This is a genomic window from Paraburkholderia sp. IW21 (assembly GCF_041321145.1).
Classification (GTDB): Bacteria; Pseudomonadota; Gammaproteobacteria; order Burkholderiales; family Burkholderiaceae; genus Paraburkholderia.
On the sequence record NZ_JBGGWA010000001.1, the window covers coordinates 577,879 to 594,670 of the forward strand.

Consider the following 16,792-nt stretch of genomic DNA (forward strand, 5'->3'; position numbering starts at 1 on the left):
TAATTAATCCGAGTTGATAGATATTGAAGCCTGGTCGCCTATTCCGTTTCACTGAAGTCAACGCGGACAAATCCGCTCGGCGTCCTGACAACTTGGGGCGCCCGCACGCGCACCGGTGGTAGTGCATCGCTGCGAAACTGAACGCCATAAGCGAAGACGCCAAAAAAATAAGTGACTTAATCTGCATATTTAGATTCGATCCAGCGGGAATGCGCAACCTGCCACTCGGATTTTCTGCCTAGACCCGATCCTTGTGTCCACGGCGACGGCATCACTTTTTACGGCCGTTTTCCATAAAATCATCGATACAGATAGTGAAATTCGTAAACATCACTGAAAATTAAATAATTTTTCGCGCGATGCATGATTAATTAAAGTTTTCTTTTTTAATAAAATTTCAAAAACGTCTACGTATCCATTAGACCCGCAACTATACAAGTACGGTGAAACATAGCGACCATCGAGCGAAATCACTGGATGCATGTTCGAAGAGGCTTCGTGTAGCATCTTTGATGTGGGTATCCCTGCTCGATAAAATCATGGCAAATCGACAATATTTTTTCACTGCCGATTTTTGCAACAACAGCCAATAAACTCATCGGATTTGCCGCAATGGGGACGAGAGATACATACAGGCGCGCTCGCAGATTTACGTCCGACAGGTGTTGGCAACGACAGACTTGCAGGTTGTGCAATATAGTTGACCAATCAATAATTGGGAATGGCCGCATTTTATTCGGAATATGCATTTTCGCAGTCGATTTTTTTGACTGATTTTTTGTTAATGTGAAAGCAATTAATTGGAAAATAAATTGATTTATGCTCATCCCATAGGTAAACGACCTTCGTCTCCGAATACCCCGCAGCAGCTTGTGTAAGCGATGTCCACTGCAGCGGCCGTGATGATGCCGTTTTTTGCGTCGACGGAACCAGACTGGCGGTCGGCGGTGATGCAAGGATCACACACCAATTACCATTTCTGCGTTTTTCAAAAATAAGTCGAGATGCGTTCGTTCCAGATGTACGATCGACGGAAACGATCATCTCGTTGGCACCAAATCTCACATAACTGTGTCCGATATTGTCATCGAGGTCGTAGTTTGGTCCGTAAGCTTCCGACATAGCGTTCGCGATCGAGCGGTAACACACTCCATAATGTGTTCCCAACCAAGCTTGAGGCAGCTTGGGGACGTCGCTTGCGAATGCCGGAATCACGTTAAGTATGAACAGAAGGTTAGGGAATTTGAGGTACATAGTTGATCACGACACTTAGAGAGAACGGAACAATCGTCGGTGGGAAGGTTCGACACAGCACGGGATTAGAAGCAGGTGCTAGCGGCGGGTATCGCAATACTTCCTGAGGCAAATGTCCAACCGTATCCAATAGCATGCGACCAAGTAGCGTCGAAAATTGTTGTCGATCCCTATAGCCATTGCCTCCGCCATTGATAAGCCAACTGATAAACCCGACTATGGTGGGTGAAGCGCCGAGATCGGCAGCGCGATTTATGTTCGTGGTCCGCCTGAAGTGTTTGGATAACCAATACATCCCGGATGATTCCGCCGAATGAGCGAGATCCGTAGCAATTATTTCCGGGTCGTACTGCGGCGCCCACCGCTTTGCAATACCTCCATCGGCCCAAATGTGCATTGAGGAGGATGTTATTCTGGTGTCCGCAAATGACGAGGCGCTATTGTTTGGAATAAGTCTGTATTTATTATATGCCTCATAGTTCACGGGCCACGTCAACTGAAGATATCCCCGTCCGTAGAATGGACCATAAGAATGACCATCCCCGAGCGAATCTTCCCTCATCGTTCTGAGTCCGCCGGTCTCGATATATGTCTGCGCGAGAAAATGCAGTAGGCGAATGGGATTGCTACCCAGATATTTTAGGTTAACTCGACTAACGAATTGATGATGTATTCGTGATCTCTGGTATGCATCGCTCCACGGAAGGCTTACAGACTCCGATGACCGTGGCAAACATTGAGCCAATTCCTTGGCGCTCAACCACCCATTTTTTCTAAAACACCGAATGAACTGAAGCGGGTGAAAGAACCAGAACTTCGTACCTGCCGGCAGGTGCGCTACATCCCAGAACTGAAACTGCTTCAACAGCGCAATAAACTTCCCATACCCAGCACTATCACCGTAATAGAACTCGCCCTCTTGACTAAGCAGCTTTCCGTATCGCGCATCGTTATTCGTACCGTCCCACTCGCTCGGCGCCCGACAGACAAACCCTTTGAGCAGGTCACGCACACCGGCCGTACTCCTGACGTACCGAACAAGCGTTTCTTCCTTTTTGTACTCTTCAAGCTCGCCTTGCTCCTGCTGCGTCTGATGTTCTTTCGCAGTTCCTAGCATTGCCTTCAATCGATCGATGTCACACAGCCCGTCATCTGCAAACGGACCATTACCTTCATCCACCTTTTGCCAGTTCGCAAGGAACGGAAAATCCGCGTCCGACAGCTTCACAATCGCGTCGTTGTTGAGATCGATATAGCCCTCCTGACCCGTTGCGAACGCTGCCCGCACCCACGTCGTTCTTGCCGCCCCAGCCGGAAGTGTGGGCGAACCTGACAGGATCCGGCCGAAACGCAGCAGTTCATATCCATCGCTCGGACACCCCGGATAAAGCTTCATTGCCCGCTCGTACAGCTTGTATTCGTACTCAGGCTCCGCCTTGTCCTTGACGAGCGGGGTTCGCGAACCGTCTGCCGCGACACTCCACACGCTCGTGTACTTATTGCCCTTGTGAAAATGCGATTCGATATGCAACGGTTGGGCGTTCTGGCCACCTGGCAGCGGGTCGAACGCGATTCCGTGCAATTTGCCATCGACCGTTCCCGGCGGCTGCGGCACGAACGTTTGACCAGCCGGAATAATGTAGTAGCTATGCCCCCAGTAGTCCGCCCCCCTGGGCGTATGGAGTTGCGTGTTCCCGAGTTGCGTCGCGGCGAAGTAATGATCGAAATCATTGGGCAGCATAAAGATTTCGAAATGGATATGCCGCTGCCCATGGCAACGCCCCGGGAGTCCGAGTACGTCTTTCCGGTATACTTTTTTTCCACCGCCCGTTTGCGCCGGCGGCGCCAGAGGCGGATTCAGGCTTTCACCAGGCGAAGGCATGCGCAGAAACTCTGGCAGCTCGTTCCCGCTCACGCCAAGACTGTTATATGCGCTCAACTCCAGCAGATGCATGTACAGCGAATAGAACGTGAGCGTTCGGCCTTCTCCCGTCTCAGTGGTATGTTTGAGCAGGACGAAGCCTGGGTTGCTATCCATCGGTGTTCCGCCATTAATGGCGTGCTGGCACACGCGATATGCCACTACTTCGCCATCCGCAATCGCTCGAACTTTCTCGTTTCGCATAGCGGGGTAAAGATGTACGCCAGTGTGCCAACGCCGGTCGAGCGCGATCGGATAGACACCATGAGCCAGTTCGAAATTGTCCACCGCGCTCATCATCGGGTCGGTTAGCGCGGGGTCGGTCGACGTCATGCCGGCAACGGGCAGAAAAGGAGGGCTGATGATCATCGTGCTAGCGCGACAGGTTGTAGAGGTTCGTCATCGTCAATTCGCTTTGCGGCAACCCGGGCAGCGGGTTTTCAAAACTTTCCTGTCCCTCGAACGTGAACGCCGCAGCCTTGATCCGAAACTCACCCGGACAATGGAACACAACACTCCCGTCCTCGATCGTGAGCGCGGCGCCGCCGCAGGCCATGACCGCCTTCGTTTTCGCGCTTACCAGCACGTCCTGGCTGGCGCTTGCCACGCGTAGCTGCTGGTCCGCGAACAGGTCCAGTGCATCGCTCTGCGCCTGAATCTCGACCTTGCCCCTGGCCGCAAAAATCTTCAGCCCGAGCTTGTGAGCGCAAAGGGAGATCAGCTCGCCCGCGGCCAGCGTGAAGCGCTTCACGGCGCTTACGTCCACGTGCCTGCCGGCCGTGAGCATCACGTTTTCGCCCGCGGCCTGTTGCACGGAGCGCGGCGTCACCAGTGCGATCCCACCCGGTGCGCTGGCGATCAGCCCTGCGCTCCTGAGCTGGTCCAACGCATCCATCAGACTCGACTGCGTGGCCTTGTCGGCCGGCGTTGCCTTCGCCTGTGTAGTCGCGTCAACCAGCGCGGTAACACGGCTCAAAGCCGACTGCAGTTCCCTGAGCGCAGCCTGCATTTCCAGGTGTGGCGCGTTGGGACTGGAAAGCGCATCGGCTGAAAGGAACAGTCCCTTGGGCGCATGCATCGTGCCCCAGCCCTGCGTGTTGATCTCGAAGCCGTCACCGCGATACTGCTTCTGGCTGTCCACCAGATAGCCGAGGCTGACGGACGTCTCCATGTAGACGGTCGCGAACTTGGCCCCTTCGCGGCCCTTCAGGTCCTCGAAGCGGATCTTCGCGCCGTTGAGTGGCGAGCGCCATACCGCCCGGCTGTTCCAACCCTTCAGCCCATGCACAACGTCTGGGTTTGCATAGTCATGCAGCGCACCGCTAATGAAAAACCGGTCGACGTCCCCGTACGTTCCATCAATTCGAACCTCCGTTTCCTTCAGCAACGGCGAATGGAAACCACCCAGATACGACGCGCTGGGACGCAGGAGGCGCAGCGGCATCGTGTTCGTGCCGCGCTTGCCGGTGCGATTCTGGAAATGCGGCAGCACCTCGTAGCGGCCGTGCTCGTCCAGCGCCGCGTAGGGCTGGTCGTCGCCGACGACGGTTGCGATCAGCGGTCCGGTGAGCCAGCGCCAGTGCTTCTCGGGAATGTACTCGGGGCGATACGTCAGGTGCGACGGCATCGCCTCGAACTCGTTGATGACAGGCTGGGTGCGGCTGCCGGTCGTGATGAGCTTCGTGACTACGACGCCGTATCTGGCCTCGGGCATTGTGTGGTTCGTCAGGCGCACCACCATGCCGGGCATCATGCCGATTACATTGCTTGTGCCCTTGAACGTGGTCTGCCGCGCGATCAGTTCGTCACGGCGCGCGTCGGCGAGCATCTGTCCGATCTCCGGCGTGTGATAGTGCTCGATGCTGCGGTTGACGCTCCCGTACACGGAGCGGTCTTCACGCGCGACGTACGATTCCGCCTTCAGTTCATTCGCGGGTGTCCGGTAGTTGTGCTCCCATAACTCAACCACGGCCGGCACCAGCTTGCGGATCGGGCTGATCGACAGCACTGCCTCATGCCAGTTGCCCGAGAGGCCAGACACCGGCATCAGGGGCACCTCCAGCGCGCGCACATAAGCGCGCGGATTGTTGCCGAACACAATCGTGTCGCGTTGCGGTCCGTCGCCCTTGCGGCCCTGCTTGAAGTACCAGAAGATGCCGGCGCGACGGCAGTGACGTTCCATGAAATTCCAGACAGTCTCCTCGTACATGACTGCCTGCTCGAAACGTTCCTCGGCGCCTTCCAGTTGGAACTCGACGTCGAACGAATCGATCAGCTTACGGTCGATGATCGACTCGGAGATCATCTCCTTGAGCGTTTTGTCCTTGAATATGCCGGAGTCGTAGACCTCCCTGTACAGCGCGACGCGCGGTTCAAGGCGCAGCCTGTAGGTGGCCTCGTCGCGGCTAGTCTTGATTCGCTCCCATTGCGTCACGATGCCGTTGACGGTACGCGCTGGTTCGACCACGGGATCGACCAGAGCCGGCAACGACGGAATCGCGGCGCGTTCATCGATCGTGAAGGTTGCCCGACGGCCTACGCACGCGGCGCCGTCAATCGCCAGGTCCGCTGACGTGACCGTGACGTCCACCACGTAGGCTTCGTTGAGTTCCTCTTCTATTCTGAAGTCAAGAACATCGAGAACCCGGTCTAGCGTAGCGACAGAGAGCCCAAGGTGTTGGGTGAGCCTGGCACCCGGATGCTGCAGAACATCGTGGATGGTTCGCATGGTGGCAGTGAAGTCCCCGTCTTTTTTTAGGTGGCACGGTGCGCGCACACATGGAAATGTGCAGGCCCATGCGATTCGACCTGGCGAGGTTACCTGCCGCGACGAGAGAACGTCTATGAGACAAACATGAGACAAAGCCTAATTTGACAAATCTTCGCACTTCTGATGTTTTTTTATTCTGTTTTGAAAAAAGGTCGCAATTTTCCGCTTTGACGAAATGGTTGCATTGAGGTGTGCTTTTCGATGGCGGTTGAAGTCCCATTTCAACAGACGCATGAGTGCGCCACGACACTGGCTCAACAGGTCTTCGAGGGTATAGCGTGGAATTTCCTCCAGCGCCCTGCGTTTTCGCACGGCTGAGACTGAAGAGTTCGTCGATTTTCAGCAAGCGTGACGAGCCCCTCGACTCGCGTATCGATCAGGCGTTCCTTGAACGCAATCTCGGCGCGCTATTCGATTGCACCGCGCGCGCAGCAGGCAGGCGGTCGCGTTTCGTCAAACCGCTATCCGCTGCAACATCGCCAGAAGGGTGTCGAACGACAGCGGCTTGCGCGCGTATTCGATGGTGGGATTCGGCTGCACGGGGATGTCCGCGGCCGCACTGCACAGAATGATCGGAATGGCGCGCAGATCGGGGTCGGCGAACAATGCCGCGCACAGTTGCAGCCCCGACATGACCGGCATCATGCAGTCCGACACGATGATGTCGGGCCGGGTCTTGCGTATCTGTTCAAGCGCGGCGGCCCCGTTGGACGCCGTCAGCACGGTATAGCCGTGCCGCTCCAGCAACAGTCGCCAGACCGTGAGGATGTCGAACTCGTCGTCCACGACCAGGATGGTTTTCATGGGCGGCTACGTATCTCGTCGCGGCGTCAGCGTGGCCGACAGGCCTTGCGTTGAATGCGCGCCGGCAGAGCTCACCGGGCTCTCGATCACATCGAGGCCCTGCGAGGAAATCACAAGTTCGCGCAGCGACGTGTCGTGCGCGCTTTCGCGCTGCTTGACCACGGAAATCATGCGCCGCAGACCCGACTCGGTTTCGGCGTAACGCAGCAGCACGAGGTTTTCTGTTAATGCGGAGACCCGCACGCTCTTTGCGTGGCCGGGGTCGGCGTAAAGCGGCAGTTCTTCCGTCAGCATCGTGGTGACGCAGGCTTCCCGGAGCTGATGAAGCAGGGCATTCAGGAATAGGCCGAAGCGTTCGGTCCGCAAGGCCGAGTCGCGAAAACCCTCCACGCCGTCGATGACGATGCGCGTCGCCCCGATCTTCCTGACCGTGGCCAGCGCGACAGCCGCGAGTTCGTCGACAGCAAGTTCGATGGCGGGCTGCCATTGAATGACGAGGCGGCCGTCGTTGTACGCGTCGGTCAGCGCGATCGAGACGGCCTCGGCTTTGCCGATCAGCCGCTGTGGCCCTTCGTAAAAGCCCAGATACATGCAGCGTTCGCCGCGTGCCACGCCGGCTGCGAGAAACTGCAGACAGAGCAAGGTTTTGCCGACACCCGACGGCCCGGTCAGCGTGGTCGTGGAGCCCTGAGCGAAACCGTCGCCGAGCAGACTGTCGAGATGCGGGAGGCCGAAGCCGAGCCGCGCTTTCAGATCGACCGGGCCGGCTTGCCCGGCGCACTGCGCTTCCAGACGCGGGAACATCAACAGCCCGCTTTCGGCGATCCGGAAGAAATGCTTGCCCATTAGGTGATTGCGCGCCCGCATCTTGTGCACTTCGATTTCGCGCGCGCGGCGCATGCCGTCGTTATAGCGGTTCAACTCGATCAGACCGTCGACCAGCGTGTGCTCGGGGTGCGGTTCGTTGCCGGAAAGCGGTGCGAGCAACAAGGTGGTGCAATTCATTGCCGCGACCAGCGCGTTCAACTCGTGGATGAACTTCGACAACGACAGTTCGGTTTCGCTGAATTCGCGTGCGCTGCGAAAGCCGTCGACGATCATCAGGCTTGGCCGATAGTCGTAAATGCTCGACGCGATCAGTTTGAGGAAGCCGTCGAGACCGTCCTGCATCAACTCGTGATAGCCGGACACGAACAGCATCTGCTGCGCGACGGCGGTTTCGTCGAAGAAACTCAGGCCTTTGAGATGAGCCAGCAGCTTGTCGTGCGACTCGGCGATCAGGGTCATGTACAGCACCTTTTCGCCCTGACTCACGCGATGAAAACCGATCTGGCTCGACAGAATCGTTTTACCCGCCCCCGCCATGCCTTCCAGCAGATATACGCCGCCGCTGACCAGACCTCCGCCCAGGATCTCGTCGAGACCGGGAACACCTGTTTCCACGTTGGACCGGAAAGACGTCTGAGATTCGTGGATAGTCATTGTCGATATGTCATTCAAAGTGCGGAGGAGCGACGGCTCGCAAGGGGACCCAAGCGGATCGTCTATCGCTCAAACTAACCATGCTAGCAATTCGTGTTCCTGCTCGCGGGCGGTGACGACGTGCGTCGGCATTGGATGCAGGGGATTCTACCTGGCTCTCTCCCGCTTGGCGAACAGCATATGGGCGGCAGCGCAAGGTGGGCGTGCGGCGGGCGAGGGAGCGGCTTACAGGATGGGCACGCCCTCGCCGTACGGCAAAGGCGTCTCGCCGTATACAATTCGGCAGCGCCTGATTCTTGCCCAATACTGACCTGATCCCATCCATGCCGAATCCGACCCGGGCCTTTCTTCTTGGCCCGCTCCTGAAAGGCGTTTCACGCTCCTTCTATCTCACGCTGCGCGTGCTGCCCGTCGGCATGCGCGACCCGATCGGCCTCGCGTATCTGCTGGCGCGTGCGGCCGATACGATTGCGGACACTTCGCTGATTTCGCCCGGGCAACGCCTCGCGTTGCTGCTCTCGCTGCGCGACCAGGTCAACGGCGCCCCGGACGATGGCGCGCTGTTCCAGCGCATGGCCGCCGAGGTGGCGGGTCAGCAGGTCCAGTCGGACGAAAAAGTCTTGCTCGAATCGCTTGGCCCCGCGCTCGAGGTGCTGTCGCAACTCGGCGAGTCGGACCGCAAAGCGGTACGCGAGATCGTCTCGACGCTGACCGAGGGGATGGAATTCGACCTTCGCACGTTCCCCGACGAACGTTCCGGCCAGATCGCCGCGCTGCGCGAATACCACGAACTCGACCGTTATACCTACCTGGTGGCCGGCTGCGTCGGCGAATTCTGGACCACGATGACCTACGCGCATATGCCCGGCACGCTGAAGGAGCGGCCCGGGACGATGGCGCGCCGGGGTGTGCGTTTCGGCAAAGCGCTCCAGATGACCAACGTGCTGCGCGATTGCGGCAAGGATTTGCGGATCGGCCGCTGTTACCTGCCGCAAACGATGTTGGATCAATACGGCCTGAGCGCGCACGACCTCCTGCTGCCGGCCAACGCCGTTCGCGCTCGGCCGCTGATGGTCGAACTCGTGCGCAAGACGCTGGATCATTTCCGCGAGGCTCTGGAATACACGCTGGCGATTCCGGCGTTTTCCGTACGCTTGCGCCTCGCGTGTTTGTGGCCGATCCTCATCGGCCTGGAGACGCTGCTGTTGCTGGTGGATAACAAAGCCTGGCTCGACCCGGCGAAGGTCTCCAAAGTCCGGCGCAATAAGGTGTATCAGATCATCGCGTCGTCGCTGCTGCTGGTGCCGTCGAATGGGCTGGTACGGACATCGGTCGAACAGCGGATCAAGCAGATTGAAGCTCGGCTCTGAGCGTGCGTTCCCCTGTATAAATAGTTAGTTATCCGCGCCAATAGAGAGGAATGGAAGAAGGCGCGCAACACGCGCCACGCCGATAGTGCATTCGGACCTTCCTTGCCTCCGCCTCCAAAGCGGTGCGCGTGCAGTGTGGGCAACCGTACTGAATAAATACGCAGTGGGCCGTAGTTTGGCGGACAACCTCCTTGTCCGATTCCAGACTTCCATGGCACCCACCGGCAAACAACATTGCGACACGCTGGATCTGATCCGCGCACTGGCGGCAGGCGCCGTGTGCATCAGTCATCTGCGTAACCTTATGTTCGTCGACTACCGTTCGAGTGCCGGTATCGGCCTGGCAGGCAAGGCGTTCTATTTCATCAGCAACTACGGCCACACCGCGGTGATCGTATTCTTCCTGCTGAGCGGCTATTTCGTCGGCGGCTCTGTGCTGCGGCAGGTCGAGGCGGGAACATGGAACTGGCAGCGCTATCTGAGCGAGCGCATGTCGCGGCTTTGGATCGTGCTGGTGCCGGCCTTGCTATTGACGCTGTTCTGGGATCGTATGGGCATTGCGCTGGTGGGCGGCCCTTTTTATCTTGGGACCGAGGGCACCTTCGATCAGCAAATCAATGTCGCCTCGCATCTCGGTCAGGCGACGTTGCTGTGCAATCTCGCGTTCCTGCAGACGCTCACGTGCGGCACATATGGGTCCAACGGGCCGCTCTGGAGTCTCGCCAACGAGTTCTGGTACTACATGTGGTTTCCCGCGTGTTATGTACTGATGCGTCAGCGTCGCGGATTGAGCGCTATCGCTGCGGGAGTGCTCGCGCTAGGCACGATGGTCGCGTTCCCTTCGCTCCTGAGCGGATTCGGATTATGGTTGCTCGGCGTCGTACTTGTCGTGCTTGAAAAACGCTTCCCGGCGCGCAGCACTCGAACCGGCTTGCCGTGGTTTACGCTCGCAAGCGGAGCGGTTTTTCTTGCCGCGCTGGTGTTGTCGCGCATGTTCCTATGGAACAGTGACTGGATCGTCGGCGTGCCGTGCTTTGTGTTCCTGCGCTGCATACTCTGGGAAAACGTTCGCCTGCGTCCGGCGCCTATTTCGCGTCTCGCGGTTCTCTTTTCCGGATTCTCCTATTCGCTGTATCTGACGCACTTCTCGTTCATTCTGTTCGTGGCAGCGGTCATGTTCGGGCAGCGCATCCAGTTCGACGGCCGGGGTGCGCTGGTGTTCGTGACCATGCTCGTCGTCTGTTATGTGTACGCGTTCGCGGTTTACCTGCTGTTCGAGCAGAACACGAAGCGTGTGCAACGTGGCATCCGGCAGTTCCGCTTGCTACGTGCGAAACCCGATCCAGCCACACCGCATAGCTGATTAAGGTGGCAATGCCACTTGATTTAATCTGCGTCATTGAATAGCGACCAATCGGGAAACCCCTAGCATCCATGCATCGACCGTTCGCGTTAGTCTCTTCAAAAGAGGAGGCGAACTGTGAGACGAGCGTTCAATATTGCCGTGGCGCTGTTGCTTGGCTATCTGATGGCGGATAGGGCGCTAATGCGCGCGCAAGCAGGAGAAGAGGGCACCATAACGTGCCACCAGGGCGCGGAGCTGGTCAAGTCGGGCGCATTGCAAAAAGGCTTCGGTGATGCCGGCGCCAGCAGCCAGGGCGAAAATTTCCTGTCGAGCTGTCTCGTCACTGGCCGTGGTCAAGTGGGCAACCTGGTCGCGCGCGAATGACGCGCTCAGCCCGGTAGCGCCAAGGTTCCAGTCAGATACGCTAATACACAACAGAAAAAGCGCCCAGACCGTGAAGGTCCAGGCCAAGTCATCGGGAGCCGATGACGGAGGTACCGAATACAGAACTGGCCCGCGATCGGGGATACCCGGTCGCGGGCCAGTTCGTTTGAGTCAGGGCGCGCGCTTGTGCGGCGCGCTCAGCGGCCGATCAGCGCACATGGCGTAACGCCTGCGGTTCGCTCCGCTGAACAGCTTAGTGGCCGAAGTAAATCGACTTCGGACCGTTCGCCTGAAGCGGATGGCCTGTCTGCGACGAGCCGCTTACCACACCGCCGTAACCGTTTTCCGCGGGCTGTGCGGTGCCGTTTTGTGCGTCGACGCGAGCTTGTGCAGCTTGAATGTCAGCGGGATAGTGCGGGTCGGCATGGCCCGGCTGGTAGCCGGCGTTTTCGAGTTGAATCAACTCTGCACGCACTTGTGCGCGAGTCACGGGCTGGTTGGACTGCGCAAACGAGGCGACGGGAGCGGCCAGGACAGCGGCGATAACAACAGCTTGAATGAGCGATTTCATGATGAACTACCTCCAGTTCGGTCTTTATCGTGCTACGAGCGTTGTTGTTCGTAGTCAGTGATTACATTGTAGTTTTGCGACCTGGCGGAAGTAATCGTCACTTCAGGTAAGGTTTGTTGCGAGATTTGATAAAAAGCAAAGGAACTTCGTGGTGCGCTTGGGTGCTCGGTTGGCTTGCTACGGCCTGGATGGCGGCGTCGCGCTGCTGTCTTGCGGCGTACTCGCCGGGGCTTTCGCGGACTGCGACAGCCGCGTGAACGCCTGGCCGGTGCGCGCTTCACGATCATCTCGGGCTTGATAGAAGTCTTTGCTGAGCCATTGCCCGAGTCGCATCATTGCCGAGCCGACTGCACTTTTTAACCGGACCCACGCGGTCTCGGTCCGGGCGAGTTGCGAAGCCGATTCAACCAGGTCCCCGGCCAATCGATCCAGCTCTGCGTGCAAGTAGTCCGCGAAATGATGGAGTCCGTGCTGATTGCTATTCGACGACTTCTTCTCGAGTTCAACGTGTTCCGCAATCAACGACTGATTTGTCACGCGGATAAAAGGCGGTGTATCGGTCCGGGCCATTCCCGTGGTGCGGATCGCCGGTCCGACGCTTGCCGCCGCCTGGGTGCGATGTCCAAGCGGTGCAAGTTTCCACTTGTCGCAGAGGTATTTCAGTAGACTGCAATGATCGAATTGCGTATGGCAGACGCCGGCATCGCACCAGGGGGACACAAGAATGGCGGGAACGCGCACGCCAAGTTGGGTGAAACCGAACGTGTCCGTGTGTTCGTCGGGCGCCACTGCATTCGACGGCGGCGGGACATGGTCGAAGAAACCACCATGTTCGTCGTACAGGATGACTAACAGCGTGTGCTCCCACAACGCCTGATTGGAGCGCAGCGCATTGTAGGTGTCGGCAATCAGTTTCTCCGCCTTCATGATGTTGTGCGGCGGATGATCGTCGTTCTGTGCTTCGCCGAAGTATTTCGGCTCGATGAGCACGAACTGCGGAAACGCGTGGGCGGGACCGGCTGCATCGGTGAAGAACGTGTCGAACCGATGGTAATTGGCGAGATTCTCGGCGCGACGCTGGTTTTTCAACAGCAGTGACGCGGGAAAATCATAGAAATAGATCTTCCACGTTTTCTTTGCAGCATTCAGACGGTCGAAAATCGTGTCCTGGCTTTGCTCGGTGTACCACTTTGGATTCAGGGCATCGAGTCCCCCAGGCATCTCGACCTGACCCATCGAGGTACCCGTCAACGCGAAATACCGGTTCGGCCAGGTCGGGCCTGGCAATGACGAAAACCACGCGTCGCACACGGTGAATTGCGCGCCCAGTGTGTGCAAGGCCGGAAGAAAGCCGCGCGGGTAATAGCCCATGATGTCCCGCCGCGCGGCGATGCTGCTTTTCGGGTAGTCGTTCGCGAAAGATCGAACGAAGCCGCTATTGTCTCCCGCGATCTGGGTCAGCACGGCCTGGTGCCCGTGATTCGGGTCGAGCTGCATTTGCCGCTCGCGCGTGGCCTGGGGCACAAACGTATGGCCTTTGCCGTCGTCGTTCGATTTTGACGCTGCGTTGCGTGCACCGTTCAGTCCGGCATGCACTTCGTCCAGACACCCCAGCATCTGATCGAAGGAATGGTTTTCCATCAGCAGCAGAACCACATGTTCGATCGGGTCTTTCGGCTCGTTCGCCGCATTCGCTGTGTTTGCCGCGCTTGCTGCCGCTTCGCCGTCGTGGACGTCACTCATGGTCATCGCTCCAGCAGGGGATGGGATGGATTCTGTGTGCGCACTACCGTTTCAGTTCGAACGTATGATTGGCTGCGTTGCAAACGTAGCGCAAAACGCGCCGCGGCGAAAGCGCGTTGTGCTTCGACCAACGAAATGTATCGTCCACGAGACGAAAACCGAGACGCAAAAAAAGGCGCCACTGGCGCCTTTCCTCTCCATACAACCTGACAGTCAACTCAAACCGCCGCCGGCCGCCACTTCAACAATCGCTGTTCCACCGCGGTCAACAGATAGTCCGCAGCCAGTGCGACCACAGCCAACACAATCATTGCCGCGAACACCCCGCTTGCATTGAACGCGCCTTGTGCAGTCGAGATCAGCAAGCCGATACCCTGCTTCGAACCGAGAAACTCGCCGACCACCGCGCCGACCAACGCAAAGCCGAAGCTCACGTGCAAGCTGGCAAGAATCCAGCTCAGCGCCGACGGAATCACCACCGAGGTCGTCACCTGACGGCGCGACGCACCCAGAATCTGCGCATTCGCGATCATGTAGCGGTCAGCTTCACGCACGCCCTGGAAAGCATTGGCGAACACGACGAAGAACACCATCACGACTGCCAGCGCCACCTTCGAAGCCATCCCCAGACCCAGCGCGATCACGAATACCGAGCCGAGCACGACGCGCGGAATCGAGTTGGCGATCTTGATGTAGAGACTGAACACATCGGAAAGCAGCTTGTTGCGGCCGAGCAGGATGCCGCAAAATATGCCCCCGACCGAACCGATAAGGAAGCCGAGCGTGGTTTCTTCCAGCGTGACCCACACCTGCGTCAGCAGCGGGCCTTGCGACGTACCGTTCACGAACCAGTCGATGATCTGATCGAAGATCGCGCTCGGCATCGAGAAGAAGAACGGGTCGATCCACTTCAGGCGCGCGGACAATTCCCACCCGCCGAGTACAACCACCAGCACGACGATCCGCAGCGTGATCACCAGCGCATGACGTTGCCGGATGCGTTTCTGCGCGACGCGTTCGACCTGTGCGAGCGACGCGGGATCGATGCCCGCAGGCATCGTCTGTTCAGGGGTAGTAGACATATTTGCCGTTCCTTGATTAACCAATCTGCACTTCTTCGCGCAGGTCGTGCCAGATGTCGCGCGAGATTTCGATAAAACGCGGGTCGTAGCGAACCTCCGACGTGACGCGCGGACGCGGCAGATCGATTTCGTACACTTTCTTTAGCGTTGCCGGGCGCGCGGTCAGCACGAACACGCGATCCGCGAGCGCAATCGCTTCTTCCAGATCGTGCGTGACGAACACCACCGAGCCCGCGCCTCCCCACAGTTGCAGCAATTCGTCCTGCATCAGCGTGCGGGTTTGCATGTCGAGCGCCGAGAAGGGCTCGTCCATCAGCAGGATTTCCGGCTTATTGATGAAGGTCTGCGCCAGCGCCACGCGCTTCCTCATACCGCCCGACAGTTGATGCGGATAGTGCTTGCAGAACTTGTCGAGGCCGACGCGGCGCAGCCATTCGTTGGCCTCGTCATACGCGGCGGATTTCGAGCGGCCGCGATACAGCGGGCCGGCCGCGACGTTGTCGATCACCGAGCGCCACGGAAACACGGCGTCCGCCTGAAATACGAAGCCGATACGCGGATCGATGCCGTCCACCGGTGCGCCCATCACACGTACTTCGCCGGTGGTGGGCTTCAGCAAACCGGTAATCATGCTGAGCGTGGTCGACTTGCCGCAGCCCGTCGGGCCGACCACGGCGACGAATTCGCCGCGCGCCACCGACATGCTGAAGTCGCGCAATGCGATCGTCGCCTTGCCGTCCGGAGAGATGAAACGGCACGATACGTTGCGCATCTCGATGGCTGGCGTATCGCGTGACATAGGTTGATTCATCGGCTGGTGCCTCGAAGTTCTCGTGATATTGAAAAGTGCGTTACTTCGCCGCCGTCTTGACGGCAGCCGACGACAGGTAGTCGTTGGTGTAGGTCTTGGCGAGATCGATATGCTTACCCTTCACCGAAGGATTGAACGCCGACAGCACCTTCAGGACCGTGTCCGGGCCGTCGGCGGGCATCTTGCCGTCCTTCGTGAACATCGGCAGCGACGCTTTCAGCGCGCCGACGTACAGATCCTTGTTATTGCCGTAGTAGTCCTTCGGCATTTTTGCCGCGATCTCTTCCGCGTTATGCGTCGCGATGAAGTTCAGCGTCTTCGCGAACGCGTGCGAGAGTTTTGCGGCTTCGTCCTTGTGCGATTCGACCCACGCACGCTGCACGTAGAAGCTCGAAGCCGGATAGGTGCCTCCGAGCGCGGCGCGTGTGCCTTCCAGCGTGCGCATGTCGACCAGCACCTTGGCGTCGCCGGTCTTCAGCAACTGCGAGACGGTCGGCTCGGTTGTCATGCCCGCGTCGATGCGGTTCTGCTTGACGGCCGCGATAAAGCTGTTGTCCGCGCCGACCGGCAGCAGCGTGTATTGCGTCGACGGCACACCGGCGCGTTGCGCAAGGTATTGCGTGAGGAAGCTGGTCGAGGAACCGAGGCCGGTTACGCCGAGCGTCTTGCCCTTCACGTCCGCCATGCTCTTGAGCGTTTCGGATGCCTTGGTGGAGACCATTTCGACTTCACCCGGCACCTGGCCGAAAATCACCAGCGCCTGGACTTCCTTGCCCTTGCTCTGCAGATCGATGGTGTGGTCGTAGAAGCCCACCACGCCTTGCACCGCGCCCGCGAGCAGTTCGTTTTCAGCATCCACACCGGCCGGTTGCGAGAGGATTTCGACGTCGAGGCCTTCGTCCTTGAAGTAACCGAGCTGTTCGGTCAGCTTGGCCGGCAGATAGATGATCTTGGTGGCGCCGCCGACCATGATCGTGAGCTTCTCGGCGTGAGCGGCGGCCGAAGCGGCGGCAAGGGTGAACGCAACACCTGAAACGGCGGCAATCTGGCGCAAGGTACGCATGAAGCAGTCTCCTTAGGTTTGGTCGCCGCTTTATGCGGATGCGGCGCTTTCTGGATGAATGGGGTGGATTATAGAAATCGGAAACCTTCTGCCAGCTTTCGGGGCTATCGGTAAATCATGGGTGTTAACCCGCAACCTCGCCGCAACCTCGCCGCAACTTCCCCGCAAACGCGAGAACGTGCGGCGCAAGCC

Annotated in this window: 13 protein-coding genes; 3 read left to right on the forward strand and 10 right to left on the reverse strand. The window is 58.4% G+C overall.

What is annotated here, in order from left to right:
• Positions 1-732: 732 nt before the first annotated feature.
• The 5 genes from ACAX43_RS02565 to ACAX43_RS02585 all read right to left on the reverse strand — a co-directional run bounded on the left by ACAX43_RS02565 (position 733) and on the right by ACAX43_RS02585 (position 8,231).
• Positions 733-1,122: a hypothetical protein gene (locus ACAX43_RS02565; RefSeq protein WP_370706845.1), complete on the reverse strand. Its 390-nt coding sequence runs from the start codon at positions 1,120-1,122 to the stop codon at positions 733-735.
• A 112-nt stretch (positions 1,123-1,234) separates the two neighbouring features.
• Positions 1,235-3,544: a peptidase M23 gene (locus ACAX43_RS02570; protein WP_370706846.1), complete on the reverse strand. Its 2,310-nt coding sequence runs from the start codon at positions 3,542-3,544 to the stop codon at positions 1,235-1,237.
• Between the two features lie 4 nt (positions 3,545-3,548).
• Positions 3,549-5,903, reverse strand: coding sequence for a type VI secretion system Vgr family protein (locus ACAX43_RS02575; protein ID WP_370706847.1), 2,355 nt, complete (start codon positions 5,901-5,903; stop codon positions 3,549-3,551).
• 495 nt (positions 5,904-6,398) lie between these two features.
• Positions 6,399-6,749: a response regulator gene (locus ACAX43_RS02580; protein ID WP_370706848.1), complete on the reverse strand. Its 351-nt coding sequence runs from the start codon at positions 6,747-6,749 to the stop codon at positions 6,399-6,401.
• Between the two features lie 6 nt (positions 6,750-6,755).
• A complete protein-coding gene (locus tag ACAX43_RS02585) occupies positions 6,756-8,231 on the reverse strand; it encodes an RAD55 family ATPase (protein ID WP_370706849.1) in 1,476 nt (491 codons plus the stop codon).
• Between the two features lie 323 nt (positions 8,232-8,554).
• On the opposite strand from ACAX43_RS02585, the gene ACAX43_RS02590 reads away from it, so the two are divergent.
• The 3 genes from ACAX43_RS02590 (at position 8,555) to ACAX43_RS02600 (ending at position 11,330) form a co-directional block, all read left to right on the forward strand.
• Positions 8,555-9,601 carry a phytoene/squalene synthase family protein gene (locus ACAX43_RS02590; RefSeq protein WP_370706850.1) on the forward strand — a complete coding sequence of 349 codons (1,047 nt, stop codon included), beginning with the start codon at positions 8,555-8,557 and terminating at the stop codon, positions 9,599-9,601.
• 211 nt (positions 9,602-9,812) lie between these two features.
• On the forward strand, positions 9,813-10,964 hold the full coding sequence (locus ACAX43_RS02595; protein WP_370706851.1) for an acyltransferase family protein: 1,152 nt from the start codon (positions 9,813-9,815) through the stop codon (positions 10,962-10,964).
• A gap of 117 nt (positions 10,965-11,081) precedes the next feature.
• Positions 11,082-11,330, forward strand: a complete 249-nt coding sequence (locus ACAX43_RS02600) for a hypothetical protein (protein ID WP_370706852.1) — start codon at positions 11,082-11,084, stop codon at positions 11,328-11,330.
• Positions 11,331-11,583: 253 nt separating this feature from the next.
• On the opposite strand, the gene ACAX43_RS02605 is transcribed toward ACAX43_RS02600, so the two are convergent.
• The 5 genes from ACAX43_RS02605 to ACAX43_RS02625 all read right to left on the reverse strand — a co-directional run bounded on the left by ACAX43_RS02605 (position 11,584) and on the right by ACAX43_RS02625 (position 16,600).
• Positions 11,584-11,901: a DUF4148 domain-containing protein gene (locus tag ACAX43_RS02605; RefSeq protein ID WP_370706853.1), complete on the reverse strand. Its 318-nt coding sequence runs from the start codon at positions 11,899-11,901 to the stop codon at positions 11,584-11,586.
• Between the two features lie 177 nt (positions 11,902-12,078).
• Complete coding sequence (locus ACAX43_RS02610; protein WP_370706854.1) at positions 12,079-13,644, reverse strand: alkaline phosphatase family protein; 1,566 nt, start codon at positions 13,642-13,644, stop codon at positions 12,079-12,081.
• A 218-nt stretch (positions 13,645-13,862) separates the two neighbouring features.
• Positions 13,863-14,726, reverse strand: a complete 864-nt coding sequence (locus ACAX43_RS02615; protein WP_370706855.1) for an ABC transporter permease — start codon at positions 14,724-14,726, stop codon at positions 13,863-13,865.
• Between the two features lie 16 nt (positions 14,727-14,742).
• Positions 14,743-15,537, reverse strand: coding sequence for an ABC transporter ATP-binding protein (locus ACAX43_RS02620; RefSeq protein WP_370706856.1), 795 nt, complete (start codon positions 15,535-15,537; stop codon positions 14,743-14,745).
• Positions 15,538-15,577: 40 nt separating this feature from the next.
• Positions 15,578-16,600, reverse strand: coding sequence for an ABC transporter substrate-binding protein (locus ACAX43_RS02625; RefSeq protein ID WP_370706857.1), 1,023 nt, complete (start codon positions 16,598-16,600; stop codon positions 15,578-15,580).
• Between the last annotated feature and the right edge of the window lie 192 nt (positions 16,601-16,792).